The organism is Pseudomonas sp. Root329, assembly GCF_001424925.1.
Classification (GTDB): Bacteria; Pseudomonadota; Gammaproteobacteria; order Pseudomonadales; family Pseudomonadaceae; genus Aquipseudomonas; species Aquipseudomonas arabinosi.
Genome location: NZ_LMCV01000012.1, coordinates 278,583 through 304,061, shown reverse-complemented (window position 1 = coordinate 304,061; position 25,479 = coordinate 278,583). Strand labels below are relative to the sequence as shown.

At 58.6% G+C, this 25,479-nt stretch carries 26 protein-coding genes and 1 pseudogene; 16 read left to right on the top strand and 11 right to left on the bottom strand.

Going from position 1 to position 25,479, the window contains the following annotated elements:
• Window positions 1-99: 99 nt before the first annotated feature.
• From ASC74_RS12915 to ASC74_RS12895, 5 genes are all read left to right on the top strand, one after another.
• The gene (locus tag ASC74_RS12915; protein WP_046048921.1) at window positions 100-1,335 is read left to right on the top strand and encodes a 3-methyl-2-oxobutanoate dehydrogenase (2-methylpropanoyl-transferring) subunit alpha; all 1,236 of its coding nucleotides are present in this window, start codon (window positions 100-102) and stop codon (window positions 1,333-1,335) included.
• A 1-nt stretch (window position 1,336) separates the two neighbouring features.
• Window positions 1,337-2,395, top strand: coding sequence for an alpha-ketoacid dehydrogenase subunit beta (locus tag ASC74_RS12910; RefSeq protein ID WP_033054499.1), 1,059 nt, complete (start codon window positions 1,337-1,339; stop codon window positions 2,393-2,395).
• Window positions 2,396-3,667, top strand: a complete 1,272-nt coding sequence (locus ASC74_RS12905) for a dihydrolipoamide acetyltransferase family protein (protein ID WP_056741715.1) — start codon at window positions 2,396-2,398, stop codon at window positions 3,665-3,667. It abuts the gene before it with no gap.
• Window positions 3,668-3,684: 17 nt separating this feature from the next.
• Window positions 3,685-5,067 (top strand): dihydrolipoyl dehydrogenase, encoded by a 1,383-nt coding sequence (gene lpdA / locus ASC74_RS12900; RefSeq protein ID WP_056741714.1) that lies wholly within the window; start codon window positions 3,685-3,687, stop codon window positions 5,065-5,067.
• A 300-nt stretch (window positions 5,068-5,367) separates the two neighbouring features.
• Window positions 5,368-6,387 (top strand): branched-chain amino acid aminotransferase, encoded by a 1,020-nt coding sequence (locus ASC74_RS12895; protein WP_046048924.1) that lies wholly within the window; start codon window positions 5,368-5,370, stop codon window positions 6,385-6,387.
• A gap of 93 nt (window positions 6,388-6,480) precedes the next feature.
• Here the strand turns inward: ASC74_RS12895 and ASC74_RS12890 are convergent, their stop codons facing one another.
• On the bottom strand, window positions 6,481-7,374 hold the full coding sequence (locus ASC74_RS12890) for a hypothetical protein (RefSeq protein ID WP_156400819.1): 894 nt from the start codon (window positions 7,372-7,374) through the stop codon (window positions 6,481-6,483).
• A 148-nt stretch (window positions 7,375-7,522) separates the two neighbouring features.
• Complete coding sequence (locus ASC74_RS12885; RefSeq protein WP_056741712.1) at window positions 7,523-8,428, bottom strand: LysR substrate-binding domain-containing protein; 906 nt, start codon at window positions 8,426-8,428, stop codon at window positions 7,523-7,525.
• Window positions 8,429-8,533: 105 nt separating this feature from the next.
• Between ASC74_RS12885 and ASC74_RS12880 the strand changes: the two genes are divergently transcribed.
• Window positions 8,534-9,142, top strand: coding sequence for a LysE family translocator (locus ASC74_RS12880; RefSeq protein ID WP_056741711.1), 609 nt, complete (start codon window positions 8,534-8,536; stop codon window positions 9,140-9,142).
• On the opposite strand, the gene ASC74_RS12875 is transcribed toward ASC74_RS12880, so the two are convergent.
• Entirely contained in the window at window positions 9,139-9,903 is a 765-nt protein-coding gene (locus ASC74_RS12875) for an ArsR/SmtB family transcription factor (RefSeq protein ID WP_056741710.1), read from the bottom strand. The genes ASC74_RS12880 and ASC74_RS12875 overlap by 4 nt on opposite strands.
• Before the next feature lie 82 nt (window positions 9,904-9,985).
• Here ASC74_RS12875 and ASC74_RS12870 point away from each other — a divergent pair, with 82 nt between their 5' ends.
• The gene (locus tag ASC74_RS12870; protein ID WP_056741709.1) at window positions 9,986-11,107 is read left to right on the top strand and encodes a cytochrome P450; all 1,122 of its coding nucleotides are present in this window, start codon (window positions 9,986-9,988) and stop codon (window positions 11,105-11,107) included.
• Window positions 11,108-11,114: 7 nt separating this feature from the next.
• On the opposite strand, the gene dmeF is transcribed toward ASC74_RS12870, so the two are convergent.
• The 3 genes from dmeF to ASC74_RS12855 all read right to left on the bottom strand — a co-directional run bounded on the left by dmeF (window position 11,115) and on the right by ASC74_RS12855 (window position 13,321).
• Complete coding sequence (dmeF, locus tag ASC74_RS12865; RefSeq protein ID WP_056741708.1) at window positions 11,115-12,035, bottom strand: CDF family Co(II)/Ni(II) efflux transporter DmeF; 921 nt, start codon at window positions 12,033-12,035, stop codon at window positions 11,115-11,117.
• 12 nt (window positions 12,036-12,047) lie between these two features.
• A complete protein-coding gene (locus ASC74_RS12860; RefSeq protein WP_056741707.1) occupies window positions 12,048-12,323 on the bottom strand; it encodes a metal/formaldehyde-sensitive transcriptional repressor in 276 nt (91 codons plus the stop codon).
• A 116-nt stretch (window positions 12,324-12,439) separates the two neighbouring features.
• Window positions 12,440-13,321 carry a LysR substrate-binding domain-containing protein gene (locus tag ASC74_RS12855; protein WP_056741706.1) on the bottom strand — a complete coding sequence of 294 codons (882 nt, stop codon included), beginning with the start codon at window positions 13,319-13,321 and terminating at the stop codon, window positions 12,440-12,442.
• Window positions 13,322-13,460: 139 nt separating this feature from the next.
• Between ASC74_RS12855 and ASC74_RS12850 the strand changes: the two genes are divergently transcribed.
• The 4 genes and pseudogenes from ASC74_RS12850 to ASC74_RS12840 all read left to right on the top strand — a co-directional run bounded on the left by ASC74_RS12850 (window position 13,461) and on the right by ASC74_RS12840 (window position 16,181).
• A complete protein-coding gene (locus ASC74_RS12850; RefSeq protein ID WP_056741705.1) occupies window positions 13,461-14,492 on the top strand; it encodes a D-cysteine desulfhydrase family protein in 1,032 nt (343 codons plus the stop codon).
• A 122-nt stretch (window positions 14,493-14,614) separates the two neighbouring features.
• A pseudogene (locus ASC74_RS12845) lies at window positions 14,615-15,600 on the top strand (S-type pyocin domain-containing protein); the annotation flags it as partial.
• A 36-nt stretch (window positions 15,601-15,636) separates the two neighbouring features.
• A complete protein-coding gene (locus tag ASC74_RS32110) occupies window positions 15,637-15,849 on the top strand; it encodes a hypothetical protein (protein WP_236713287.1) in 213 nt (70 codons plus the stop codon).
• A complete protein-coding gene (locus tag ASC74_RS12840) occupies window positions 15,846-16,181 on the top strand; it encodes a hypothetical protein (protein ID WP_046048934.1) in 336 nt (111 codons plus the stop codon). Before ASC74_RS32110 ends, ASC74_RS12840 begins: the two co-directional genes overlap by 4 nt.
• 104 nt (window positions 16,182-16,285) lie before the next feature.
• Here the strand turns inward: ASC74_RS12840 and ASC74_RS12835 are convergent, their stop codons facing one another.
• The gene (locus tag ASC74_RS12835) at window positions 16,286-16,624 is read right to left on the bottom strand and encodes an FKBP-type peptidyl-prolyl cis-trans isomerase (RefSeq protein WP_056741704.1); all 339 of its coding nucleotides are present in this window, start codon (window positions 16,622-16,624) and stop codon (window positions 16,286-16,288) included.
• Window positions 16,625-16,809: 185 nt separating this feature from the next.
• On the opposite strand from ASC74_RS12835, the gene ASC74_RS12830 reads away from it, so the two are divergent.
• A complete protein-coding gene (locus tag ASC74_RS12830; protein WP_056741703.1) occupies window positions 16,810-17,883 on the top strand; it encodes a sensor domain-containing diguanylate cyclase in 1,074 nt (357 codons plus the stop codon).
• Window positions 17,884-17,888: 5 nt separating this feature from the next.
• On the opposite strand, the gene ASC74_RS12825 is transcribed toward ASC74_RS12830, so the two are convergent.
• Together ASC74_RS12825 and ASC74_RS12820 are read right to left on the bottom strand one after the other, a co-directional pair.
• A complete protein-coding gene (locus ASC74_RS12825) occupies window positions 17,889-18,353 on the bottom strand; it encodes a hypothetical protein (protein ID WP_056741702.1) in 465 nt (154 codons plus the stop codon).
• Between the two features lie 100 nt (window positions 18,354-18,453).
• Window positions 18,454-18,762: an RcnB family protein gene (locus ASC74_RS12820; protein WP_056741701.1), complete on the bottom strand. Its 309-nt coding sequence runs from the start codon at window positions 18,760-18,762 to the stop codon at window positions 18,454-18,456.
• 211 nt (window positions 18,763-18,973) lie between these two features.
• On the opposite strand from ASC74_RS12820, the gene ASC74_RS12815 reads away from it, so the two are divergent.
• Both ASC74_RS12815 and ASC74_RS12810 read left to right on the top strand, forming a co-directional pair.
• Complete coding sequence (locus tag ASC74_RS12815; RefSeq protein ID WP_056741700.1) at window positions 18,974-20,278, top strand: MFS transporter; 1,305 nt, start codon at window positions 18,974-18,976, stop codon at window positions 20,276-20,278.
• A 21-nt stretch (window positions 20,279-20,299) separates the two neighbouring features.
• On the top strand, window positions 20,300-21,076 hold the full coding sequence (locus ASC74_RS12810) for a substrate-binding domain-containing protein (RefSeq protein ID WP_056741810.1): 777 nt from the start codon (window positions 20,300-20,302) through the stop codon (window positions 21,074-21,076).
• Here the strand turns inward: ASC74_RS12810 and ASC74_RS12805 are convergent.
• Window positions 21,066-21,971 carry a LysR family transcriptional regulator gene (locus tag ASC74_RS12805; RefSeq protein ID WP_056741699.1) on the bottom strand — a complete coding sequence of 302 codons (906 nt, stop codon included), beginning with the start codon at window positions 21,969-21,971 and terminating at the stop codon, window positions 21,066-21,068. The genes ASC74_RS12810 and ASC74_RS12805 overlap by 11 nt on opposite strands.
• A gap of 295 nt (window positions 21,972-22,266) precedes the next feature.
• On the opposite strand from ASC74_RS12805, the gene ASC74_RS12800 reads away from it, so the two are divergent.
• Window positions 22,267-24,075, top strand: coding sequence for a monovalent cation:proton antiporter-2 (CPA2) family protein (locus ASC74_RS12800; protein ID WP_056741698.1), 1,809 nt, complete (start codon window positions 22,267-22,269; stop codon window positions 24,073-24,075).
• A gap of 35 nt (window positions 24,076-24,110) precedes the next feature.
• On the top strand, window positions 24,111-25,208 hold the full coding sequence (locus ASC74_RS12795; RefSeq protein ID WP_056741697.1) for a DNA alkylation repair protein: 1,098 nt from the start codon (window positions 24,111-24,113) through the stop codon (window positions 25,206-25,208).
• 34 nt (window positions 25,209-25,242) lie between these two features.
• Here the strand turns inward: ASC74_RS12795 and ASC74_RS12790 are convergent, their stop codons facing one another.
• On the bottom strand, window positions 25,243-25,458 hold the full coding sequence (locus tag ASC74_RS12790) for a DUF4287 domain-containing protein (protein ID WP_056741696.1): 216 nt from the start codon (window positions 25,456-25,458) through the stop codon (window positions 25,243-25,245).
• Window positions 25,459-25,479 lie beyond the last annotated feature (21 nt).

Genomic DNA, 25,479 nt, shown 5'->3' with positions numbered 1-25,479 from the left:
TCTTGGCCCGGCCTATGATTGTTGTAGGACAAGATTTCTTTCATCGAAGAATGACGGTCAGCTCACTACAAGAAATTCACAAGATCGAGCGTAGAAGCCATGAACCAAGCGTACGAACCGCTGCAACTGCACGTACCCGAACCATCGGGCCGTCCTGGCTGCAAAACCGACTTCTCCTACCTGCGTCTGACCGACGCCGGCACGGTGCGCAAACCCCCAATCGACGTTGAACCGGCCGACACCGCTGATCTGGCCAAGGGCCTGATTCGCGTGCTCGATGACGAGGGCAATGCCCTCGGTCCATGGGCTGAAGGCGTACCGGCCGAGATCCTGCGTAAAGGCATGCGTGCCATGCTCAAGACGCGGATCTATGACAACCGCATGGTCGTCGCTCAGCGCCAGAAAAAAATGTCGTTCTACATGCAGAGCCTTGGCGAAGAAGCCATCGGCAGCGGCCAGGCCTTGGCGCTGAACGTCGATGACATGTGCTTCCCGACGTACCGCCAGCAAAGCATCCTGATGGCGCGAGACGTACCGCTGGTGGACCTGATCTGCCAACTGCTGTCCAACGAGCGTGATCCGCTCAAGGGACGTCAGCTGCCGATCATGTATTCGGTCAAAGACTTCGGTTTCTTCACCATTTCCGGCAACCTCGCCACCCAATTTGTACAAGGCGTGGGCTGGGGCATGGCCTCGGCGATCAAGGGCGATACCAAAATCGCCTCGGCCTGGATCGGCGACGGCGCTACCGCTGAATCCGACTTCCACACCGCCCTCACCTTCGCTCACGTTTACCGTGCGCCAGTGATCCTCAACGTGGTCAACAACCAGTGGGCGATCTCCACCTTCCAGGCGATTGCCGGTGGTGAAGCCACCACGTTCGCCGGTCGTGGCGTCGGTTGCGGCATTGCCTCCCTGCGGGTCGATGGCAACGATTTTGTCGCGGTCTACGCCGCCTCTGCCTGGGCCGCCGAACGTGCGCGCCGCAACCTCGGCCCGACCATGATCGAATGGGTCACCTACCGCGCCGGCCCGCACTCGACTTCCGATGATCCGTCCAAATACCGTCCTGCCGACGACTGGAGCTACTTCCCGTTGGGCGACCCGATTGCGCGCCTGAAGCAGCACCTGGTGAAAATCGGTCAGTGGTCCGAAGAGGAACACGTCGCCGTCAGCGCCGAACTCGAAGCCGAAGTGATCGCCGCGCAAAAAGAAGCCGAACAGTACGGCACCCTCGCCGGCGGCCAGATTCCAAGCGCCGCGACCATGTTCGAAGACGTTTATAAAGAGATGCCGGAGCACTTGAAGCGCCAGCGTCAAGAGTTGGGGATCTGACATGAACGATCACAACAACAAAATCGAGTTGGAAACCGCCATGACCACGACCACCATGACCATGATCCAGGCCCTGCGCTCGGCCATGGATGTGATGCTTGAGCGTGACGACAACGTCGTGGTGTTCGGCCAGGACGTAGGCTACTTCGGCGGCGTGTTCCGTTGCACCGAAGGCCTGCAGAACAAGTACGGCACCTCCCGGGTGTTCGACGCGCCGATCTCCGAAAGCGGCATCGTCGGCGTCGCCGTCGGTATGGGTGCTTATGGTCTGCGGCCGGTGGCCGAGATCCAGTTCGCCGATTACGTTTACCCGGCGTCGGACCAGATCATTTCCGAAGCCGCCCGCCTGCGTTATCGCTCGGCCGGCGAGTTCACCGCACCGATGACCCTGCGCATGCCTTGCGGCGGCGGCATCTACGGCGGCCAGACACACAGCCAGAGCATCGAAGCGATGTTCACCCAGGTCTGCGGTTTGCGCACGGTCATGCCGTCCAACCCATATGACGCCAAAGGCTTGTTGATCGCCTCCATCGAAAACGATGACCCGGTGATCTTCCTCGAGCCAAAACGCCTGTACAACGGCCCGTTCGACGGTCACCACGAACGCCCGGTTACCCCGTGGTCGAAACACCCGGCTGCACAAGTGCCGGACGGTTACTACACCGTGCCGCTGGACGTCGCCGCCATCACCCGTCCGGGCAAGGACGTGACCATCCTGACGTACGGCACCACGGTTTACGTGTCGCAAGTGGCGGCTGAAGAAACCGGTATCGACGCTGAAGTCATCGACCTTCGCAGCCTGTGGCCGCTGGATCTGGACACCATCGTCAAGTCGGTGAAGAAAACCGGCCGCTGCGTGATCGTTCACGAAGCGACCCGCACCTGCGGTTTCGGCGCCGAACTGGTCGCCCTGGTGCAAGAGCACTGCTTCCACTACCTGGAAGCGCCTATCGAGCGCGTCACCGGTTGGGACACTCCCTACCCGCACGCACAAGAGTGGGCGTATTTCCCTGGTCCGTCCCGAGTGGGCGCGGCTTTGCATCGGGTTATGGAGGTCTGAATGGGCACGCACGTTATTAAAATGCCGGACATTGGTGAAGGCATTGCAGAAGTTGAATTGTCGGTATGGCACGTCAAGGTTGGCGACATGGTCGTCGAAGATCAGGTACTGGCCGATGTCATGACCGACAAGGCGATGGTCGACATCCCGTCGCCGGTGAACGGCAAGGTGATTGCGCTGGGCGGTGTGCCGGGCGAAGTCATGGCGGTTGGCAGCATCCTGATCAGCATTGAAGTCGAAGGCGCGGGCAACGTTAAAGAGTCGGCTCAGCCTGCACCTGTTAAAGAAGCGCCGGTTGCGGCACCAAAAGTTGCCGCCGCTGTTGAAAGCAAACCGGTCGCTGCTGCAGCGCCGCGAGCTGCCGTATGCCAAGGTCCGATGGTCGCTCGCGAAGCTGATGAGCGTCCGCTGGCCTCCCCGGCGGTACGCAAACATGCGCTGGACCTCGGTATCCAGTTGCGTCTGGTGCGTGGCACCGGCCCTGCCGGTCGGGTGCTGCACGAAGATCTCGACGCCTATCTGGCCCAGGATCAGCAGCCGCAATCGACCGTTGCCGCCGCTTACGCACAGCGTAACGACGAAGAACAAATCCCGGTCATCGGCATGCGCCGCAAGATTGCCCAGCGTATGCAGGACGCCACTCAGCGCGCCGCTCACTTCAGTTACGTCGAAGAAATCGACGTCACCGCCGTGGAAGAACTGCGCGCGCACCTGAACGAAAAACACGGCGCGACCCGCGGCAAGCTGACCTTGTTGCCGTTCCTGGTCCGCGCTCTGGTTGTTGCCCTGCGCGACTTCCCGCAGATCAACGCCCGTTACGACGACGAAGCCCAAGTCATCACCCGTCTCGGCGCGGTGCATGTCGGCGTCGCCACGCAAGCCGATATCGGTTTGATGGTGCCGGTGGTCCGTCACGCCGAAACCCGCAGCTTGTGGGACAGCGCTCAGGAAATTTCTCGCCTCGCTACCGCTGCCCGTAATGGCAAGGCCAGCCGCGATGAACTGTCCGGCTCGACCATCACCCTGACCAGCCTCGGCGCCTTGGGCGGTATCGTCAGCACCCCGGTGCTGAACCTGCCGGAAGTGGCGATTGTCGGGGTCAACAAAATCGTCGAACGCCCGATGGTTGTCAAAGGCCAGATCGTGATCCGCAAGATGATGAACCTCTCCAGCTCCTTCGATCACCGCGTGGTCGATGGCATGGACGCGGCGCAATTCATCCAGGCCATCCGTGGCTTGCTCGAACAACCCGCCACCCTGTTTGTGGACTGATTATGAGTGGAGCAGGCATGCAAACTTTAAACACCACGCTGCTGATCATCGGCGGCGGCCCTGGCGGTTATGTGACGGCGATTCGTGCCGGTCAGCTGGGCATCTCGACCATTCTGGTCGAAGGCGAATCCCTGGGCGGTACCTGCCTGAACATCGGCTGCATTCCGTCCAAGGCGTTGATCCACGTTGCCGAACAGTTTCACCAGACTCAGCACCACAGCCAGCATTCGGCGCTGGGCATCAGCGTGTCGGCGCCGACGCTCGATATCAGCAAGAGTGTCGAGTGGAAGGACGGCATCGTTGATCGCCTGACCACTGGCGTTTCGGCGCTGCTGAAAAAGAACAAAATCCAGGTTATTCAAGGTTTTGCGAAAGTTATCGATGGTAAAACCGTAGAAGTCGGCGACACGCGCATTCAGTGCGAGCACCTGGTGCTGGCCACCGGTTCGAAAAGCGTGAACCTGCCGATGCTGCCGATTGGCGGGCCGATCATTTCCTCCACCGAAGCCCTGGCGCCGACGTCCGTGCCGAAACGGCTGATCGTGGTCGGTGGCGGTTACATCGGTCTGGAGCTGGGGATTGCCTATCGCAAGCTCGGCGCCGAAGTCAGCGTGGTCGAGGCTCAGGATCGTATCCTGCCGGCCTACGACGCCGAACTGACGCAGCCTGTGCATGACGAACTGAAAAAACTCGGCATAAAGCTTTACTTGAAGCATAGCGTCCAAGGCTTTGATTCTGTTAGCAATACACTGCAAGTTCTTGACCCGGATGGCGATACCCTGAACCTGGAAACCGATCAGGTGCTGGTGGCCGTTGGCCGCAAACCGAACACTCAAGGCTGGAACCTCGAAGGTTTGAACCTGGACATGAACGGCTCGGCGATCAAGATCGACAACCGCTGCCAGACCAGCATGCGCAACGTGTATGCCATTGGCGACGTGAGCGGCGAACCGATGCTGGCGCACCGGGCCATGGCTCAGGGCGAGATGGTTGCCGAACTGATCAGCGGTAAATCCCGCGAGTTCAACCCGACTGCCATCGCCGCCGTGTGCTTTACCGACCCGGAACTGGTGGTGGTCGGCAAGACCCCGGACGACGTTAAGGCCGCGGGTCTGGACTGCATCGTTTCCAGCTTCCCGTTTGCGGCCAATGGCCGGGCGATGACGTTGGAATCGAAAAGCGGCTTCGTGCGGGTCGTGGCGCGGCGTGACAATCATGTGATTGTCGGCTGGCAGGCGGTCGGTGTGGGCGTGTCTGAATTGTCGACGGCGTTCGGTCAGAGCCTGGAAATGGGCGCCCGACTGGAAGACATCGCCGGCACCATCCACGCGCATCCGACGTTGGGCGAGGCTGTGCAGGAAGCGGCGTTGCGTGCCCTTGGCCACGCGTTGCACCTGTAAAGACGCACACAAAACCCTGTAGCAGCTGTCGAGCACCGCGAGGCAGCGTTCGGCGACGAAGTCGTCGTAATTCGCCCCACGCGGTCTACATGAAAGAACGCGATGGCCGGTTTTGCGACGACTTCGTCGCCGAACGCTGCCTCGCGTTGCTCGACAGCTGCTACATCGGGTGCATCGATGGTCGCAGAGATCGAATTGCGGGCTGCGAAACAGGCCCGGAATGAAGTATTGTTGTCCCCATCCAGAAAAACGTCAGAAGCCTTGAACCGTTTCGGCGGTTGTTAAGTGATAGAGGGTGTCATGGGTAACGAAAGCATCAATTGGGACAAGTTGGGTTTTGACTACATCAAGACAGACAAGCGCTATCTGTCGCACTGGCGTAATGGCGAGTGGGACAAAGGCACCCTGACCGAAGACAATGTGCTGCACATCAGCGAAGGCTCTACTGCCCTTCACTATGGCCAGCAATGCTTCGAGGGCCTGAAGGCCTATCGTTGCAAGGACGGTTCGATCAATCTGTTCCGCCCGGATCAGAACGCCGCACGCATGCAACGCAGCTGCGCGCGCCTGCTGATGCCTCATGTGTCCACCGAGCAGTTCGTCGAAGCGTGCAAGGAAGTGGTCCGCGCCAACGAGCGTTTCATCCCGCCTTACGGCACCGGCGGCGCGCTGTACCTGCGTCCGTTCGTGATCGGCGTGGGTGACAACATCGGTGTGCGTACCGCCCCCGAGTTCATCTTCTCGATCTTCGCCATCCCGGTCGGTGCCTACTTCAAGGGCGGCCTGACCCCGCACAACTTCCTGATCTCCAGCTATGACCGCGCCGCCCCACAAGGCACCGGTGCAGCCAAGGTCGGTGGTAACTACGCGGCCAGCCTGATGCCAGGTTCCCAGGCCAAGAAAGCCCACTTCGCCGACTGCATCTACCTGGACCCGATGACCCACACGAAAATCGAAGAAGTCGGTTCGGCCAACTTCTTCGGGATCACCCACGACAACAAGTTCGTGACCCCGAACTCGCCGTCGGTCCTGCCGGGCATCACCCGTCTGTCGTTGATCGAGCTGGCAAAATCGCGTCTGGGTCTGGAAGTGGTCGAAGGCGACGTGTTCATCGACAAGCTGTCCGACTTCAAGGAAGCCGGCGCTTGCGGTACTGCTGCGGTGATCACCCCAATCGGCGGCATCAGCTACAACGACAAACTGCACGTGTTCCACAGCGAAACCGACGTCGGCCCGGTCACCCAGAAGCTCTACAAAGAGCTGACGGGCGTACAGACCGGCGACATCGAAGCGCCAGCGGGCTGGATCGTCAAGGTTTGATTTGACGGGACCTGATCCCAAGCGGCACATAGCCCACCCATCGCTTTGGCGATGGGTGGGTTTTTTATTGCGTTAATTGCACCCGCTGGAACCTTACAGTTCTCGTATGCGTTCAAGCATGGTTTCTGGGCAATGTTTTTTTAGGGCTTCCACGTCAATCGGCTTTGAGGGTGAAGCTAAAAACCGAGAAATAGCCTCCTTGTCGAATTTTTCAAAAATATGGAAGCGACTAGGATCATAAAAGTACAATTCCTTGACGGCTTTGTTAGTAGTAATTAGTTTTTTGTCAAAAAATGCAGCCTCTAAGGCTCGAAGCGTGAGGCCAGATTGCCCTGGTTGGTTGATCTCTATTAGCACGTCAGCATCAATTACTTTCTGAAGGTTTTCCTCATACGGCAATACTGAATCAGTATGATATTTCGATAGTGAGATGGATGACTCATCCTTCACGATTTGAAATTTAATGCTACAACCCAAGCTCTCAAGATCATTAGCAATACTTTCTATCAGGTGAGCGCGACCTTTATCCCTGCCAAGAAAAAAACAAGTGATACGGTGGCTAGGCTCCAGCCTTTTTGTATTTAGCTTTCTTGCTGCTTCTGCATTGAAAGGAAAGAACTGTTCCAGGTAGTCGATACCAAATGAACGGCACTGATCCGGGTCGAAGCTGTAGATTCTGTCGAAAAGCTTCCTCATTTCATCTACAAAGGCCGCATCCACCAGATCTCTGATCAGAAGGACCTTTACGCCTTTGAAAGTGCTGATAACACTAGGGTTCAATCCGCGCTTAGCTTGCCCCTCATTACAAATCAGTATGTCTTTAGCACTTATGGATTTACTCGCATTGACCCACTTCCCGAGCCAGGACGTTGACATATTCAGCGGGATTTTTTTTTGAAGTGATCTTAAAGTACGGTTGATTCTTTTGGCGTAAGCCGGGATGTGGAATTTATGAACATCATGCTTTTCAGCAAGACCATCGATCATAATCTGCTCATATCGAGCTTTCCATCCTAAAAAAAACACTCTCATATCATATTTCTCAGGTGCATAGCACATGGCCATTCAGCAAGTAGTTTGACACAACACCCTCCAAGTGGTGAAGCCAGCTTCACCACGCAAGTGTTCGATAACATCAAGTACCTGCTGGTGTGTGCTCATCCTCAGCAATGCGGGCAAACAACCACTCCACAAACACCCGTGTCTGCACCGTCACGTCCGGCGCGACACCGTAGTAATAACGCGGCAATGGCATCCGCAACTCGGGCAACGGGCAAATCAGCCGACCGCTCGAGAGATGGGTGCCCAGCAAAGAGGTCGGGCACAAGGCAATGCCCTGTCCATCCACGGCGGCCTCAAGCACCAGGTGCATGTGATCAAACTGCCGGGTGACCTGAGTGGCTGACTTGCCTTGACCAAAATGCAGTGCCCAGTTGTGCCAATCTTCGCGACGCGCCTTGGCGGTCAGCAACGTGTGCTGGCTCAGGGACGCGAGGTCTTCAAGGGCCAGGCCCTCGATCAGCGATGGCGCCGCGACCAGCAACAGTTCGTCTTCGAAAAGTGCTCGCGCCTCAATCGCCGGGGCCCAATCGTCACGACCACGGCGAATGACGATGTCGAACCCGTCGCGCGCATGATCGGGGGCCTGGGTTTGGGTGATCACCTGCGGCTTGATGTCCGGGTGCTGCGCAATGAAATCCACCAGCCTGGGCGTTAGCCAAAGCATGGCAAAGGACGGACGGACATTGATCTTCACGGTCGGTAGCGAGGCGTGCTGCTTGAGTTCAGCCGCGGCGTTGGCGATCTGCGCCAGCCCGGCACTGACCTGCTCATAAAAGCGCTGACCGGCCGGCGTCAGCACCGATTGACGGATACGCCGCTCGAACAGCAGCACACCCAGGTGCTCCTCAAGCAATTTGATGTGCCGACTGACGGCACTGTGACTGACATGCAGCTCTTCGGCCGCCAGGCTGAAACTCTGATGGCGAGCAGCAACGGCGAAGGCGCGAACAGCATTAAGCGGCGGTAGTGGATTTGTCATGCGTCTAATTTAGTCACATATGCACCGCAATTAAAGCGTTTGTCACGCCCACGTCGCCACGCCAATCTGCCCGCACGCAGCCAGCGCCACCTGACGGAGCAAGACATGAACAGCTACGGACTTTTTCTACTGTTTGCCACCCTGACCATTTTGAGCCCCGGTCCTGGCGTGCTCCTGACCCTGTCCAACGCAGCTCGCCACGGCTGGACGGGGGCCGTGCCGGGCATTCTGGGGATCGCGTCGGGAGCGTTTATCGTCGCCGCCATCAGCGCCACCAGTGTCGGCCTGATCCTCAGCACCTCCGCGAACGCCTTTACCGCGTTGAAATACGCAGGGGCCGCCTATTTGTTGTACCTGGGTTACAAAAGCTGGCGTTCGGCTGGTTTCAACACGCTGCTTGAAACGCGCCCCTCAAGCCCGGGCTACCGCTTCCTTGAAGCGGCTTCGATCCAGTTTTTGAATCCCAAGGCAGTGTTTTTCTTTCTGGCGGTGTTCCCGCAATTCATCGACACCTCGGCGCACTTCTCCAGCCAGTTTTTCAAGCTGGTCGCCTCCTACGGCGTACTGGTGATCCTGGTGCATGGCAGCTATGCCTTGCTCGCCAATGCTGCCAAAGGCTGGTTATCCAGCCCGAAGGGGTCCTGGCTGGCGGCGAAAGTCTCTGGCGTGACCTTCGCCAGTTTCGGCGTGCTGATGGCCTCGGCCAGTCGCTAAGGCGCAGAACTGGCGATCGCTCGGCGTCTGGTCTCGGTGGAAGCGGGTTGTGTTGTCGATACCTGAACCGGCAGTTCAACGGCAAACCGGCTGCTGAGTTCCTTTCGCCCCGTCGCGGTCAACGCCAGCGCGCGACTGTCCAGGTCCTGAGTTACCCATTTGCGCTTGATCGCCGTTTGCAACAACGCCGCCCCCAACGAACCGCCCAGATGCGGCCGGCGCATGCTCCAGTCCAGGCATGGGCAGGCGAAGCGGCGACGCAGCGTGCTCAGGTCCTTGACCTCGATACCCAATCCTTCAAACAACGCCTCACCGCTGTCGCTGAGCTGATAAACCTGTTCATCGGTTTCCAGCAGCCACCCCGCGTCGATCATCCGGTCATGCAGCAGCACCGCCAACGTGCCGGCCATGTGGTCGTAGCAAGTGCGGGCAAATTGCAGGCGATCCGGAGTGCGCGAATTGAAGGTCGGCGCGGCGTTCTGGCCGATCACCATCAGCGCTTCCAGTGCTTGGGCGACGCGCTTGTCCGTCAGGCTGTAATAGCGATGTCGGCCCTGCACGTGCAGCCGCACCAGCGCCAAATCCTTGAGTTTGGCCAGGTGCGCGCTGGCGGTGGAGGCGCTGACCTCGGCAATCGCCGCCAGCTCGGTGCTGGTGCGGGCGTGGCCGTCCATCAGCGAACAGAGGATTTTCGTCCGGGCCGGTTCCGCGATCGCGGCGGCCACCTGAGAGACGCCGATGTCGTGCTGTTCTACGTTCATATTTCGCTCCCGGACGAATCAAGGCCCTTTCGGACTGGAGATAGTAGCAACACTTTTCCAACCACGAACAAGGCTGCGACCCATGGACCCGATCATCGCTGCGACTCATGCCGATCCTTATCCCTATTACGCACAACTGCGCGCGGAGGGCGGGCTGGTTTTTCACCAAGGACTGAACGTGTGGGTGGCGAGTAGCGCCCGAGCCGTTGCGGCCGTGCTGGCGCACCCTGACTGCCATGTCCGACCGTCAAACGAGCCGGTGCCCAAGGCGATTGTTGGCGGGATGGCCGGCAAAGTTTTTGGTCAGTTGATGCGGATGAATGAGGGCGAACGGCAGCGTTGCCCAAGGTCGGCAATTCAGCCAGGGTTGGCGTTGATCGATGTCGATGAAGTCAATGCGCTGGTCGGTGCTCGGCTGATCACTCCGGGCGCCGATGGGTTGTACAAGGCGATGTTCCGCGGGCCGGTATGCGTGGTGGCTGCATTGCTGGGGTTCTCTCCGGCTCAGGGCCGGGCTATCAGCGAGCTGACCGGGGACTTCGTCGCGTGCCTGTCGCCCCTTGGCGATCAGGCGCAACGGGATGCAGCGCACGTTGCCGCGGAACACTTGAGCGGCTATTTCGTTGAGTTGCTGGATGACCCGAACAATCAGAGCGCCCTGCTCGCTGGGATCCGCCAGCGCTTCGCGGCAACCTCTGGCGACTCGGAAACGTTGATCGCCAACCTGATCGGGTTGTTCTCCCAGACCTATGAAGCCACCGCCGGGCTGATCGGCAATACGCTGTTGGCGTTGATTCGAACCCCGTCGCTACACAGCGAATCGACACCCGTGGACGACTTGATCGCTGAAGTTCAGCGCTTCGATCCATCGGTACAGAACACCCGCCGGTTTGTCGTTGCGCCTTGTGAAATCGACGGGGTAAGCCTGAACCCCGGCGACGTGATTCTGGTGCTACTGGCCTCGGCCAATCGCGATCCACTGCTCAATGACCGTCCCGACGTCTTTCTTCTGGATCGTCCAGACCGGCGCAGCTTCACCTTTGGTGCGGGGCGGCATCAATGTCCGGGGCAGAGATTGGCGCTGGGGATAGCCAGTGCAACGCTGCATCAGATTTTGGCAATGAAACCCTCACTGGACCGATTGGCCTGGCACTACCGCCCTTCCCTCAACGGCCGCATCCCGCTATTCAGCGACTGCCCCTGAGGAGGCATCAAGCGTTGCGATACTCGACGGTCAGGTGAGACAACTCATGAACCGGCGCCAGACGTTCGCGAACGTTGTCGGCACTCACTCCCGCTGCCGCCACTACGCTGACAATCGCTGCCCGCGCCTCAGGCCCGACCTGCCAGACGTGAAGGTCGCTGATGTGCACGTCACCTGATGACTCCAGCAGTTCACGAATTTCAGCGGCCACGTGCTCATCGGTGGTGTCGAGCAGCACCGCAGCACTGGTGCGCATCAGACCATAGGCCCACTTGGCGATGACTATGGCGCCGACGATGCCCATCACCGGGTCCAGCCAGACCCAACCAAGGTAACGGCCGGCCAGCAAGGCGGCGATGGCCAGCACCGAAGTCAAGGCGTCGGCGAGCACATGGACATAAGCTGAGCGCAGGTTGTTGTCGTGATGGTGATGATGACCGTGGCCGTGATCATGGCCGTGATGCCCATGATTACCCGCCAGCAAAAACGCACTGACGATGTTTACCGCAAGCCCCACCACCGCAATTATCGTCGCCTCCGTAAAAGCCACGGTGGTCGGCTGAAACAGTCGCAAGATGGATTCACCGGCGATACCGAGCGACACCAGCCCCAGCACCATGGCCGAGGCAAAACCGGCCAGATCACCGACCTTGCCGGTACCGAAACTGTAACGGGCGTTGTTGACATTGCGTCGGGCAAAACCGTACGCCGCCGCGGCAATGCCCAAGGCACCGGCATGGGTCGCCATGTGAAAACCATCGGCCAGCAGTGCCATGGAGCCGGTGATGTAACCGGCAGTAATCTCGCCAATCATCATGGCGAAGGTCAGCGCCACCACCCACAACGTGCGGCGAGCGTTTTCATCATGGGAGGCGGCGAGAAACATGTGATCGTGAGAAAAACTCGAAGCTTGCGGCGTTTGTGTCATGTGTCCGGATCTCTATTTCGAGTAACGACGGATGGCTTGCAGCAACTCTTCCAGGCCTTCGGCGCGCTCTTCGTCGCTGAGGCCAGGACGGGCGACGTGTTCACGAGCGTGGGCGTCGATGAACTGATCCATCAAACCGTTAACCGCACCGCGGACAGCCGCGACCAAATGCAAGGTCTTGGCGCAATCGGTGTCGGACTCAAGCGCCCGCTCTATGGCCTGGACCTGACCTGAAATGCGCCGAACCCGGTTGAGCAAGTCATCTTTGTGTTCGTGGATGTGCGCCATACCTATACCCCCTACCCCTATATGGCGCGCATAGTCACCGATCCCGATAGAACTGGCAAGACGACAATCAGCGAGGGCCTATCGAAACCCTGCTTAAAAATCCGAATCCGCAACGGTCACGCCAGACGCGCCGCAACAAAATCGATAAAGGCTTTCAGCTTGGGCAGTGATTTGCGCGAGCGTGGATAAACCATCTGCACCGGCTTGGGCGGCGGAGCATAGGCGTCGAGGATCCGCACGAGTTCGCCTTTGGCCAGCGCGGCCGACACCAGGAAATCGGGCTGCATCAAAATCCCTTCTCCGGCCACCGCCGCCTGCAACAGCACTTGACCGTCATTGCTTTTCAGCACCGCCCCTTCAGGCCAGGGAACCTCGCTGGCGCCGTTTTTCAAAGGCCATGCAAACCGATTGTTCCAGGACGTGTGGGTGAGAATTCTGTGTCGGTGCAGGTCTTCGGGGGATTGGGGCTCCTGCCATTTTTCCAGGTACCGGGGCGATGCGCAGATCACCATTCGATACGGTGGCAATGGCTTGGCCAGCAGGTTCACGCCGATCAGTTCGGAGATCCTGAACGCCAGATCGAATGACGTCTCGTACAGGTCCACCACTTCGTTGCTCAGAATCAGCTCGACCTGGATCTGCGGATAACACTGCATGAACTCGGACACCAGAGGACCGACCAATGCCACGCCGAGGGTCATCGGCGCGGTGATTCGCAACAGTCCGCTGGGCTCCGGGCTCGACGCCTCCACCCGGCTGAACGCGTACTTCACCTGCTCCAGTGCCCGCTTGGCTTCTTCATAAAACAACCGCCCTTCCCCGGTGATGGATTGCCGTCGGGTGGTGCGTTGAATGAGCTGGGTGTTGAGAGTTTTCTCCAGGCTCTGGATATGCCGTCCAACCATGACCGCCGACATCCCGATGTCACTGGCCGCATCGGCAAAGCTGCCCGCCTCGACCACGGCGACGAAAACTTCCATTTGCCTGAGTTTGCTCATGACCATGCCTTGTGAAGGGAGGAAACGGAACGCTTGATTAAGTACATCAGGTTAAAGGAGTAATAACCGGCGATGCGTTTATCACGAAGGGCTTTCTCCCTAGAGTCACTTAATTAAAGTGAACAACGAGGCTCCATTGATGCAAACCCTACTGGACACGTCACTGAGTTCTTTTGCGCGGGCAGACCTTCTGCAAGGCCCCACGCCCATTCAGCGCGCCGAACGCCTCGAACAGCTGCTGGGCTTGAAGTCGCAGGGAATCGGCCTGTTTCTCAAGCGCGACGATCATATGCTGATTGGCGGTGGCGGTAACAAACTGCGCAAACTCGAATTCCATATCGGCGCAGCGCTGGCGGCCGGAGTCGACACGGTGATCACCGTGGGCGGCATTCAGTCCAACCACGCGCGCCTGACCGCCGCGGTGTGTGCGCGACTGGGCCTTGCCTGCGAACTGATCCTGACCCGCGCGGTACCCAAAACCGATGTGGATTACGAACTCAACGGCAACGTTCTGCTCGACCAATTGTTTGGCGCAAACCTACAGGTGCTTGCCGGGGGCAGCGACTCACTCGCCGTGGCCGAAACACGGGCCACACAACTTCGGGATTCGGGACACAACGTGCTGGTGATTCCCACCGGTGGCTCAACGCCCCTTGGCAGTCTCGGTTATGCACGCTGCGCGGCAGAGATCGCGCAGCAGGAGACGGAACTCGGCCTCGCCTTCAATCAAGTCGTGGTGCCCAACGGCAGCGCAGGCACCCACGCTGGGCTCGCGGCGGGCTTCCAGTTGCTGGGCCGAGGTACCTCGATCGTCAAGTCGTACTCGGTTTTGTCCGATCGAGACACGTCAGCGGCCAGAACCCGGCAATTGACCCAGGACGCACTGTCGCTGTTGGGCAGTAGCGCCATTGTGCAGGCTGAAGAGATCGCTATTGATGGCAGTCAGTTGGGCGACGGTTACGGTCTGCCGACGTCCGCCATGCAGGAAGCCGTGCGCCTGATGGCTCGGGCCGAAGGCTTGTTGATCGACCCGGTGTACTCCGGCAAAGCGTTCGCTGGCCTGTTGGCCGATCTCAGGCAAGGACGCTACCGTTCTGGGGACAATGTGCTGTTCGTGATGACCGGTGGAACACCGGGTCTCTATGCCTACCGGGAAACGTTTCAGTCCTAGCGGTTAATCATCGCGCGTCAGCACTTCCAGCAATTCATAGAGTTTCAGACCCGTCCTACATCTATCAAATGTCCTTTGATATAGCGTCCGCATCGTTTTCAAAAGATGAAACAAGGACGCTCATGGCTCGCAAAACAGGCATACCCAGGATTCAAAACCCACCGTCAGGCGACGGGCACCACGTCACCAGCCGCTACATGAACGCCACCGAACTGGCTGAGCGGGACGCCAGACAAAAAACATATGACGACATGTTGGCCCGACAACAGGCATATGAAGACCGTTTCGTCAGACAACCTCAACAAAATGACCCTCCGGGCTCCAGCGGGTGCGTGTTCGCCAAAAGCTGCAACCTCCCGGACGGCGTAATCAATCACGACAACCCAGCCGGGTTTGTCCCGGTCGAGAAATTGGCCGACTACGGAAAGTTCTCGCTTTTAGGTGGCCGTGAAAGGGATGAAGCAGGAAACATACCTCTCAAAAAAATCAGTGGTAGCGCATTACCTCGCTCATTCGGAACACTAATTTTGGGTGGCGTAGGAGCTGCTGGCTCTGGGGCGGCTGCAAGCGGTGCGGGGGTAGTGACGGCTGGTGTTGTTGCTGGCGCTTTGGCGGGAGTCGTTGCGTTGCTCTGGCCATCGACGCTCGGGGACAGTTCCCTGTATTCGGAAGAACAGCTCAAATCAATCAAAGAAGGTCGGACCCGAGTTCGCCTGCATATTGAACACCAGGCCAATGGCACCTTGAAGGCATACGGATACAACACTCAAAAGCGCAGCGACTGGGAAATGATTCCTGTCGTGCAGTTTGTAGCTCAAGGCTCTCAGCAAGTAGCTGACTTTGGTAACGGGCGCTGATATGGACACCAGCCGTAGATCCGTCGAGCACTTCGGGAGTCCCGCCGCTAGAAGGAGCTCCACAAGCTCCGCAAATCTGGATTTATCCGCCTACACCAGCGGCTGACAGCATCATTGTTAACCCAATCTACCCGCCTGAGTACAAGGACTTCATCCTTGTTTTTCCGGCTGATTCCGGCATCAAGCCTCTTTACATTGTCTTTTCCCTGCGATTTCATGCTGCCAGATACCATGGAAAGACGGATACACCAGTTAAAAGTAAGGGTCCCGAGAATGGCCAGGAAGCTTTGGATAATTCGGTACAGGTAAAACCTACATCGGAACGCAGGGTTGGTATTGATCCCAAAACCAACGAGTTTGTCGTCTTTGATCATACGGGAGTGGACGACTACCACGGACATGTCAGAGCATGGAATAAACTCCATCAAGATATGAAAAATGTATTGATCAAGGCAAAAAAAGCCGACACCAAGGGAAACATCCTGGGAGCTAAACAGTGAGTCTTATCTACCACGATCCGTCGATTAGCCATGACGAAGCAGTCAGTCTCTTTGATAGCGGCTTAGAAAAAAACATTGTCACCGCGCTGATTTCCATCGGATTAAATGAGCAAGACAGTGCCTGGGCTCAAACCATTTGCCTGAAACATCTCGAGAGTGGCACTCAGTCGGTGGCTGCGGCAGCAATCACCGCACTCGGCCATGTAGCCCGCAGATTCGGTGAGCTTGAAATGCAAGTCGTGATGCCCGCCCTTGATTCCGTAAAAGGAAAATTTCCTGCACTTGAAGCCACAGTTGCTGACACGCTCGACGATATTGAAATGTTCACCTGACTCGCTAAATCAAAACCAGAAATCACCCTCCCAACACATACAAACCCCACCATTTCTTCTAACAGAGATGGCGGGGTTCGCCATTTCAGCCCATACCCAACAAATCAATCATCACGCGTCAGCACTTCCAGCAATTCAATCTCGAAAATCAGGTTCGAGTTCGGCGTGATCTTGCCCATGGTCCGTTCACCGTAGGCCAGATGCGCCGGCACCAGCAACTTGCGCTTGCCACCAACCTGCATCCCCATAATCCCCTGATCCCAACCCTTGATCACCCGACCTGTGCCAATCACGCACTGGAAAGGTTTACCACGGCTGTAGGAAGAGTCGAACTCGGTGCCGTCTTCCAGCCAGCCACGGTACTGAGTGGTGATCAGCGCGCCTTTAATAGCGGCTTTGCCGTCGCCCACCTGGATGTCGATTACCTGAAGCTCGTCATTCATTGCATGCACTCGTGTGTTCGTTTGCCCGAAAGGCTTAATGGGCGCCGTTTTCCCAGATTTGCGGTCGATTGGCAACCATTCCGATCGCCTGGCAAGGGGTTTAAACCTGTTTCCCGCAGTGGCCGTGAACTAACATATGCAACACCTACCCGTACGGATCAACACGCCATGATGGCAACACCTGAATGAATCTGGTCTGGACCAGCGCAATCATCGGCTCAGTGATGCTTGCCCTGATCATCACGTTGATCTGTCGCGAGCGCTCGCTGCAAAAGCAGCTGGCCGAGTATCGCGCGCTGATCACCAGCCTGACTGACGGACAAAACATCCGCCAGGACGGCGACGTCGAACGCTTCAAGCGCAGCCAGTACTTCGCCCGCATCGGTACGTGGGACTGGGATGTCGACACCGACAAGCTCTACTGGTCGGACGCGATCTACGGCATGTTTGGCTTCAAGATCGACGAAGTAACGCCCTCCTACGCCCTGTTTTGCTCATGTGTTCACCCCGACGATCGGGCCAAGGTCCGGGCCGGGGAATTGCGCTGCCTGGAAACCGGCGACAACCATGACGAGGAATACCGGGTGGTCTGGCCCGACGGCACGATCCGCTGGCTTCGGGAAACCGGCAATGTGGTCAAGAACGTCCACGATGCAACGATCAAGATGATGGGCGTGGTACGCGATATCACCGAGGAAAAAGCCTCGGCCAGCTACCTGCAACACCTGGCTCACTTCGACCCGCTGACTGGTCTGCCCAATCGTCTGGTGCTCGAGGAGCGTCTGTCCGAAGCGCTGGAACAGGCGCGCATCAGCGCCACGAGGGTTGCGCTGGTGTTTGTCGACCTCAACGGTTTCAAGGCAATCAATGACCATTACGGCCATGCCGCCGGCGACCGGGTACTGATCACCACCGCCACCCGCCTGAAGAAAATCCTGCGTTCAACCGATACCGTCGCCCGGATCGGTGGCGACGAATTTGTGGTCATCCTTCAAGGCCTGCCCCAAGGCAACAGCCTGCAAGACGAAGCGCGCAGCATCTGCCAGAAAATATTCGTCGAACTGTCGCCACCGGTGACCATCGGCAATGATCAACGCCACATCGGCACCAGCCTGGGGGTCGCGGTGTTCCCGGACCATGCGCCGAGCATGGACCGGTTGATTCACATTGCGGATCTGGCGATGTATGAGGCGAAGCGCAGTGGGAATAATCAGTATCGGTTGGGTGAACAAATTTTGAGCCCTAGCCGGGTCGAATGACCCGTTCAGTGCTTGCGCTGACCAAAAGGAACACCATTGAAGGTGTGGGTACAGCAATAACAGTTAGGCGTCATGCGCTCGGCCGTCAGCTCGGGATTGACGATCCGCAGACACCCTTGATCATCGACATACAAGCCACTGAAGTAGCTCGACTCCCCCAAACGCACCTGCTCCTGCCTTTCGTTTTCATGCAGAGCCACCATCCAGAACACCGGTTCAGGCCGATCGAGGCGAGCCACCGCTTCGCTGAACACTTCATCCCACCGCCCACCGACGCGGGACAGCAAAAACCGGAACAACGGCGTGTAATCGAACCCGTGCCGACGAGTTCCATGCATCGAACCCCGAAGCTCAACGTTTTGGATTTCAGTCTTGGTATTACGCTGATGCCGGTAATGCCCCGTGATTTCGTTACGCCGGACACCCCAAGTACGGGTATTGACCTTGCGGTAAAGGGGTTTCTTTTCCAACGAGCCACTCCTGACATCCAGTCAATGAAATCGCCGGCGAGCTTTACCGGAACCGCAGGCGATTTCAATCAGCCTTCAATGGCTAAATGTTGCTTGCGGCCTAACGCTCCACTGGCGTGATATCAATAATCGTCCCGTTGGTGATCATCACCATCATGTACTTGTCGTTGATCTGCACCCACTGCGCCTGAGCCTTCGGCGCTTTCAGGCCTTTTTGCTTCCAGTTGACCAAGGCTTTTTCGCTGCGCTGGTAAACGTCGGGGGCACGATCACCCATCACCAGTCGGCGGGAGTTGTTAACCCCCGGCTGGACGGTTTTTTGCGGTGAGTCATCCGCTTGAACAATGGGACTGATACCGGCAACGCCGGCAGCAATGGCCAAGGCGGCGATGAGGGATTTGCTGTTCATGGGGAGATCCTCCTGTGATGTCGCGCTACCAGAACTCCGACTGCATATACAGCGAATCATTCCTTACGGGCCACATTGATCCGCTTCACGCATTAATGCATGCCAACAATGCAATTAACATATCGATCACCCTGCTCCACTATCCGCCCCAATAAGAACCGTGCGCCGCGTCCAGGCGGTGCACGTCATAAAAGCGGTGGAGTACACGTCTATGACAGCATCAACCCAACGGCCCGCGACTTCCGGTCGCTCCCGGGCCAGTGCGATTTTCCGGGTCACCTCGGGCAACTTCCTCGAACAATTCGACTTCTTCCTTTTCGGCTTTTACGCCACGCAGATTGCTGCCGTGTTCTTCCCGGCCAGCAGCGAGTTCGCCTCGCTGATGATGACCTTCGCGGTGTTCGGCGCCGGCTTTCTGATGCGACCGTTGGGCGCCGTGGTGCTGGGTGCCTACATCGATGATGTGGGCCGGCGCAAAGGGTTGATCGTCACCCTGTCGATCATGGCCAGCGGCACGATTTTGATTGTGCTGGTGCCCGGCTATGAAACCATCGGGCTGTTCGCCCCGGCCATCGTGTTGATCGGCCGTTTGCTGCAAGGCTTCTCGGCCGGCGCAGAAATGGGTGGCGTCTCGGTGTACCTCTCGGAGATCGCCACGCCCGGCAACAAAGGCTTCTTCACCAGTTGGCAGTCGGCCAGCCAGCAAGTGGCGATCATTGTCGCTGCGGCGTTGGGCTATGGCCTGAACCAATGGATGGCGCCGGCGATGATTGCCGACTGGGGCTGGCGGATTCCGTTTTTCGTCGGTTGCATGATCGTGCCGTTCATTTTTTTCCTGCGCCGCAACCTTGAGGAAACCGAAGCGTTCGCCGCCCGTAAACACCGCCCGAGCATGGGCGATGTGTTCCGCACGTTGGCGCAAAACTGGGTGATCGTGTTCGCCGGAATGATGATGGTCGCCCTGACCACCACCGCGTTTTACCTGATCACCGTGTACGCACCGACCTTCGGCAAAACCGTGCTGCACCTGAGTACTTCTGATGCGCTGCTGGTGACCTTGCTGGTGGGCGTTTCGAACTTCTTCTGGCTGCCGATTGGCGGTGCACTGTCGGACCGCATCGGCCGTCGCCCGGTGCTGATCGCCATGGCCCTGCTGACATTGGCCACGGCATATCCGGCGCTGACGTATCTGGTGCAGGCGCCGAGTTTCATCAACATGCTGTTGGTGCTGCTGTGGTTGTCGTTCATTTACGGGTTGTACAACGGCGCGATGATTGCCGCGCTGACGGAAATCATGCCGGTGGAAGTTCGGGTTGCCGGTTTCTCCCTGGCTTATAGCCTGGCCACGGCGGTGTTCGGTGGTTTCACACCGGCGATATCGACCTTCCTGATCCAGTACACCGGCGACAAGGCTGCGCCCGGCTACTGGATGAGTTTTGCCGCGCTCTGTGCCCTGTGCGCGACGCTGTATCTCTATCGCCGTTCGACCGGTCGCTTGCAGCCGTCGATGTCCTGAACCCTTTGAGCGCACATGACCATGAAGAAACTATTCAATTTTGCTGCCCTGACTTTGCTGGCCAGTCTGGCTCTGAGCACCGTCGCCCAGGCCGAAGAGATTCGCGTGATGACCTCCGGCGGTTTCACCGCCGCCTACAAAGTCCTCGGCCCGAAATTCGCCGCCTCCACGGGTAACACACTGGACACCGCCCTCGGCCCTTCGATGGGCAAGGCGCCGGAAGCGATCCCCAATCGCCTGGCTCGCGGTGAAAAGGCCGATGTGGTGATCATGGTCGGCTACGCCCTCGATGACCTGATCAAGCAAGGCAAAGTCGATCCCGCCTCACGGGTCGAGCTGGCTGACTCGCGGATCGGTCTGGTGGTGCGCGAAGGCGCGCCGAAGCCGGACATCAGCTCTGTCGACGGCCTGAAAAAGACCTTGCTCGACGCGAAGTCCGTGGCCTATTCCGACAGCGCCAGTGGCGTGTACATCGAGGAACAATTGTTCAAACGGCTGGGCATCGAAGACCAGCTCAAACCCAAGTCGACGATGGTTGCGAAAATCCCGGTGGGCTCAGTGGTTGCCACCGGTGACTATCAACTGGGCTTCCAACAGGTCAGCGAGTTGCTGCCGGTGCCGGGCGTGAGTTTTGTGGCGAAGATTCCAGAGTCGGTGCAGTCGGTCACGCGTTTCGCCGCCGGCATTCCGGTCGGTGCGCAACACCCGGCCGAGGCCAAGGCATTGCTGGACTACCTGGCCTCCTCCGCCGTTCAGCCGGATGTGAAAGCCACCGGGCTGGACTCAGTCAGTCACTGACCTGGACTTTCATTTCCACCACCAGCCGTTCCAGTTCCAGTGCTGCCGGGGTCAAGGTACGACCCCGGCGCTTGATCAAACCGACACTGCGCATCACCTGCGGATCGGTCAGCGGCACCCGCGTCAGGATCGGGTGATCCGCCGCCGGCATCGCCATCAACGGCACCGCTGCCACGCCCAACCCCGCTTCGACCAAACCAATCATCGTCGTCACATGCCGGGTTTCGCAGATGCTCGATCGCTGCGGCACGATGCCCGTGAGCGCCTGATCCAGCAGAAAGCGATTGCCGGACGTCTTGTCCAGCGAGATATAGTCCTGCTGATAAAACTCATCCCACGTCACGCTGCTGCGCCCGGCCAACGGATGATCGCGCCGGCACGCCACCACATAACCTTCCTGTACCAGCGGCTCGAACTCCACTTCCGCCTCCAGGGTGCCCATGAAACTCAGGCCGAAATCCGCCTCGCCGTTGACCACCGCGCTCAGCACCTCATGGGCGCTGGAATCGAGGACCTTGACCTTGATCCGTGGAAACTGCCGGTGGTAGTGCGCAATCACTCGCGGCATGAAGTAGTACGCCGCTGAAGGCACGCAGGCGACGGTGACATGACCGAGGCGGGTCGAGGCGACTTCGCTGATGCCCAATAACGCCACGTCCAGGTCGTCCAACAGACGCTCGACGCTCGGCATAAAACCGCGTCCGGCCTGGGTCAGGCTGACCTTGCGTGTGGTGCGCTCGAACAACCTCACACCGAGGGCGTCTTCGAGCTTTTCGATGCGCCGGCTCAGGGCTGGCTGGGAGATCCGCACCGCGTCGGCCGCCTTGCGAAAGCTGCCCTGCTCCACCACGGCGCGGAAGGCTTGCAAGTCGTTAAGGTCGAAGTTGATGGCCATGGTGCGTACTCGGGAACGGGACAGATTGATCAGCCTATCCTATAAATGTAACCAATTGATGCAACATGTAACGAAATCTATTTCTCCTGATCCACCGCTTTCGCGAGCAAGCCCGCTCCCACATTTGATCAGCGTCGCCCACGAATTCCATGCTCGCTGGAGATCCACTGTGGGAGCGGGCTTGCTCGCGAAGGCGGTGCATCAGGCAACATCGTTGTATGTTCATGGCTGACGCATCAAGCGCCAGCCTTTATCCTTGTCACCCCCGCCGTACCGAGTTAATGGAGTTTTTGTCATGCCCCATGAAGGCAACCTGTTGCAAGCCGCTGTCGTGTTTCTGTTCGCGGCGGTGCTCACCGTTCCCTTGGCCAAGCGCCTGCAACTGGGGGCGGTGCTGGGTTATCTGTTTGCCGGCGTGATCATCGGGCCATCGGTGCTGGGCTTGATTGGCAATCCGCAAAGCGTCAGCCACATTTCCGAACTCGGGGTGGTGTTGCTGCTGTTCATCATTGGTCTTGAACTGTCGCCGCGACGTTTGTGGGTGATGCGCAGATCGGTGTTCGGCGTTGGCCTGGCGCAAGTGCTGCTGACGGGCTCGGTGATTGGTGTGCTGGCGTTGTTCGTGTTCGGCCAACCGTTGAACAGCGCGATCGTGCTGGGCTTGGGCCTGGCGCTGTCGTCCACGGCGTTCGGTTTGCAAAGCCTGGCCGAGCGCAAGGAACTGACCAGCCCCCACGGGCGCTTGGCATTCGCGATTCTGCTGTTCCAGGACATCGCCGCCATCCCGTTGATCGCCATGGTGCCGTTGCTGGCGGGCGGTGATCACACCAGCAGCGCTGGCGAAGGCCTCAATCACGGCTTGCGCGTGCTGGGCAGCATCGCGGTGGTGGTGATCGGTGGGCGGTACCTGCTGCGCCCAGTGTTCCGGGTGGTGGCCAAGACCGGTTTGCCGGAAGTCTCGACCGCCACTGCGTTGCTGGTGGTGATCGGCACGGCGTGGTTGATGGACCTGGTCGGCGTGTCCATGGCACTGGGAGCGTTCCTCGCCGGATTGCTGCTGGCGGACTCCGAATACCGCCACGAACTGGAAGCGCAAATCGAGCCGTTCAAGGGATTGCTGCTGGGGCTGTTTTTCATCAGCGTCGGCATGGGCGCCAACCTGAGTCTTCTCCTGAGCGCGCCGATCACGGTGCTGGGCCTGACCCTGTTGCTGATCGCAATCAAATTGCCGCTGCTGTTTGTCGTCGGTCGGTTGGCCGGTGGCTTGGGCAAGGTCAGTGCGATTCGCCTCGGCATCGTGCTGGCGGCCGGTGGTGAATTTGCGTTTGTGGTGTTCAAGATCGGCCGCGACCAGGGACTGTTCGAGCCGCGCCTGTACGACTTGCTGGTGCTGACCATCACGTTGTCCATGGCGGTGACGCCGCTGCTGTTGCTGTTGTGCGCGCGACTGGTCAGCCCCAGGGTTCAACCGGTGGTGGTGCCGGAGAAATTCCGCGAGATCGATACCGACACGCCACGCGTGGTGATCGCTGGCATGGGCCGTATGGGGCAGATTGTTGCGCGGATTTTGCGCGCGCAGAACATCAAGTTCGTCGCCCTCGACACCTCGGTGGAAACCATCGAACTGTCGCGCAGCTTCGGCGGTGTGCCGGTGTTCTACGGCGACCCGATGCGCCCGGAGATCCTCAGTGCGGCCAAGGTCGAGCAGGCGGAATACTTTGTCATCGCCACCGACGACCCGGACACCAACATCAAGACCGCCGAGTTGGTGCACAAACTCTACCCGCACATCAAAATCATCGCCCGGGCGCGTAACCGTCAGCATGTGCACCGGTTGGTGGACCTTGGCGCCGAGGCCATTCGGGAAACCTATTATTCGAGTCTGGAAATGAGCCGGCGCACGCTGGTTGGCCTGGGTTTGACCCAAGCCCAGGCCGATGCGCGAATCAAGCGCTTCAAGCATCACGACGAGCAGGTGCTGGAAGCCCAGCATGCGATTTATGACGATGCGGCGAAGGTATTGCAGACGGCGCAGGAAGCCCGGGTGGAACTGGCGAGGTTGTTTGAGTCGGATCAGTTGGCAGAGCAATCGGACAAGGTTTGAGCCTCTAACGATCGATTTAGGAATAGGAACCTACTATGGCTGACCAACCCGCTCCCGCCCTGAAAGAAATCTTCAACGCCGACCGCCTCAAACACATCGCCACCGAGATGACCGCCGTCTACCCAGCGTTCAACGCCAAGGCCTTCCTGAAACTGGCCAACGACGGGCTTGCCGAGTTATCGATCATGCAGCGCATGGCCCGGGTCAGCGAATGCCTGCACGCGGTGCTGCCGTTGAGTTACGAAGAGACGCTCGAGGTGCTGCGCGCCCTCGCTCCGCGGCTGAACAGCGGTTTCGTCAGCATCTCACTGCCGCATTACGTCGCGACCTACGGCGGACATGCCTTCGAGCAGTCCATGGACGCGCTGAAATACTTCACCACCTTCGGCTCCTCGGAATTCGCGATCCGCCATTTCCTGCGCAGCGACATCGAACGCTCACTGGCGGTCTTGCACGAGTGGTCCCTGGACGAAAACGAGCATGTCCGCCGCCTGGCCAGCGAAGGCAGCCGACCGCGCCTGCCATGGTCGTTCCGACTGGAACAGATCCAGGCTGACCCAACATTGGCGGCGGCGATCCTCGACAACCTCAAGGCCGACAACAGTCTTTACGTGCGCAAGTCCGTGGCCAACCACCTCAACGACATCACCAAGGATCATCCCGAATGGGTGCTGGACCTGATTGAAGGCTGGTCGCGGGACAACAAACACACCGCATGGATCGCCAAACACGCCCTGCGCAGCCTGATCAAACAGGGCAACCAACGCGCGCTGGCGATCATTGGCGCGGGCGGCAAGCCTGAGGTCGAGATCATCGATGTGAAGGTGCAACCGGCGGTGATTCGTCTGGGTGAAAAAATCACCCTGTCCTTCGCCGTGAAATCCACGGTCCAGGACAGTCAGCGACTGGTGATCGACTACGCGATCGATTACGTCAAAGCCAACGGCAGCACCTCGGCGAAGGTGTTCAAGCTCAAGGCGCTGACGCTTTCCGGTAAAGCTACCGAGACCATTGCCCGTAGCCAGCAGATCAAGGAACTCACCACCCGCAAACACTACGTGGGCAAACACGCCGTGCACGTGCTGGTGAATGGAGAGCGCCTGGCCAGCACCTCATTCGAAATCCTCGCCTGAAACACGCCCCCCTGTAGGAGCACTTACAGGTGCCTCACGTTTTAGCGCTCGCTAAATAATGCGCAACCAACGCATTCGCATGCCCATGCCCCATACCGTGTTCAGTCTTCAGCCACGCCACCATTTCCATATGCTTCTTTGCGCTCACTGTTCCCAGCAGATCCAGCCAGTGACTGATTGGCTGCCCGTACTTTTTCTCGATTGACGGGAAGTACGACGCCGGGCCTTTCACTTTTGTATCTTCGGTCATGCTGCAAGCTCCCTTTATCGC

Bases quoted from the DNA above. Each gene is read 5' to 3' on its own strand.
- ASC74_RS12890 (WP_156400819.1), bottom strand. From the start codon at position 7,374: ATGATCGATGGTCTTGCTGAAAAGCATGATGTTCATAAATTCCACATC.
- ASC74_RS12855 (WP_056741706.1), bottom strand. From the start codon at position 13,321: ATGAGCAAACTCAGGCAAATGGAAGTTTTCGTCGCCGTGGTCGAGGCG.
- ASC74_RS12880 (WP_056741711.1), top strand. From the start codon at position 8,534: ATGAACAGCTACGGACTTTTTCTACTGTTTGCCACCCTGACCATTTTG.
- ASC74_RS12850 (WP_056741705.1), top strand. From the start codon at position 13,461: ATGCAAACCCTACTGGACACGTCACTGAGTTCTTTTGCGCGGGCAGAC.
- ASC74_RS12795 (WP_056741697.1), top strand. From the start codon at position 24,111: ATGGCTGACCAACCCGCTCCCGCCCTGAAAGAAATCTTCAACGCCGAC.
- ASC74_RS12805 (WP_056741699.1), bottom strand. From the start codon at position 21,971: ATGGCCATCAACTTCGACCTTAACGACTTGCAAGCCTTCCGCGCCGTG.
- ASC74_RS12820 (WP_056741701.1), bottom strand. From the start codon at position 18,762: ATGAACAGCAAATCCCTCATCGCCGCCTTGGCCATTGCTGCCGGCGTT.
- ASC74_RS12875 (WP_056741710.1), bottom strand. From the start codon at position 9,903: ATGAACGTAGAACAGCACGACATCGGCGTCTCTCAGGTGGCCGCCGCG.
- ASC74_RS12815 (WP_056741700.1), top strand. From the start codon at position 18,974: ATGACAGCATCAACCCAACGGCCCGCGACTTCCGGTCGCTCCCGGGCC.
- ASC74_RS12835 (WP_056741704.1), bottom strand. From the start codon at position 16,624: ATGAATGACGAGCTTCAGGTAATCGACATCCAGGTGGGCGACGGCAAA.
- dmeF (WP_056741708.1), bottom strand. From the start codon at position 12,035: ATGACACAAACGCCGCAAGCTTCGAGTTTTTCTCACGATCACATGTTT.
- ASC74_RS12790 (WP_056741696.1), bottom strand. From the start codon at position 25,458: ATGACCGAAGATACAAAAGTGAAAGGCCCGGCGTCGTACTTCCCGTCA.
- ASC74_RS12915 (WP_046048921.1), top strand. From the start codon at position 100: ATGAACCAAGCGTACGAACCGCTGCAACTGCACGTACCCGAACCATCG.
- ASC74_RS12910 (WP_033054499.1), top strand. From the start codon at position 1,337: ATGAACGATCACAACAACAAAATCGAGTTGGAAACCGCCATGACCACG.
- ASC74_RS12905 (WP_056741715.1), top strand. From the start codon at position 2,396: ATGGGCACGCACGTTATTAAAATGCCGGACATTGGTGAAGGCATTGCA.
- ASC74_RS12830 (WP_056741703.1), top strand. From the start codon at position 16,810: ATGAATCTGGTCTGGACCAGCGCAATCATCGGCTCAGTGATGCTTGCC.
- ASC74_RS12860 (WP_056741707.1), bottom strand. From the start codon at position 12,323: ATGGCGCACATCCACGAACACAAAGATGACTTGCTCAACCGGGTTCGG.
- ASC74_RS12800 (WP_056741698.1), top strand. From the start codon at position 22,267: ATGCCCCATGAAGGCAACCTGTTGCAAGCCGCTGTCGTGTTTCTGTTC.
- ASC74_RS12870 (WP_056741709.1), top strand. From the start codon at position 9,986: ATGGACCCGATCATCGCTGCGACTCATGCCGATCCTTATCCCTATTAC.
- ASC74_RS12810 (WP_056741810.1), top strand. From the start codon at position 20,300: ATGAAGAAACTATTCAATTTTGCTGCCCTGACTTTGCTGGCCAGTCTG.
- ASC74_RS12895 (WP_046048924.1), top strand. From the start codon at position 5,368: ATGGGTAACGAAAGCATCAATTGGGACAAGTTGGGTTTTGACTACATC.
- ASC74_RS12885 (WP_056741712.1), bottom strand. From the start codon at position 8,428: ATGACAAATCCACTACCGCCGCTTAATGCTGTTCGCGCCTTCGCCGTT.
- lpdA (WP_056741714.1), top strand. From the start codon at position 3,685: ATGCAAACTTTAAACACCACGCTGCTGATCATCGGCGGCGGCCCTGGC.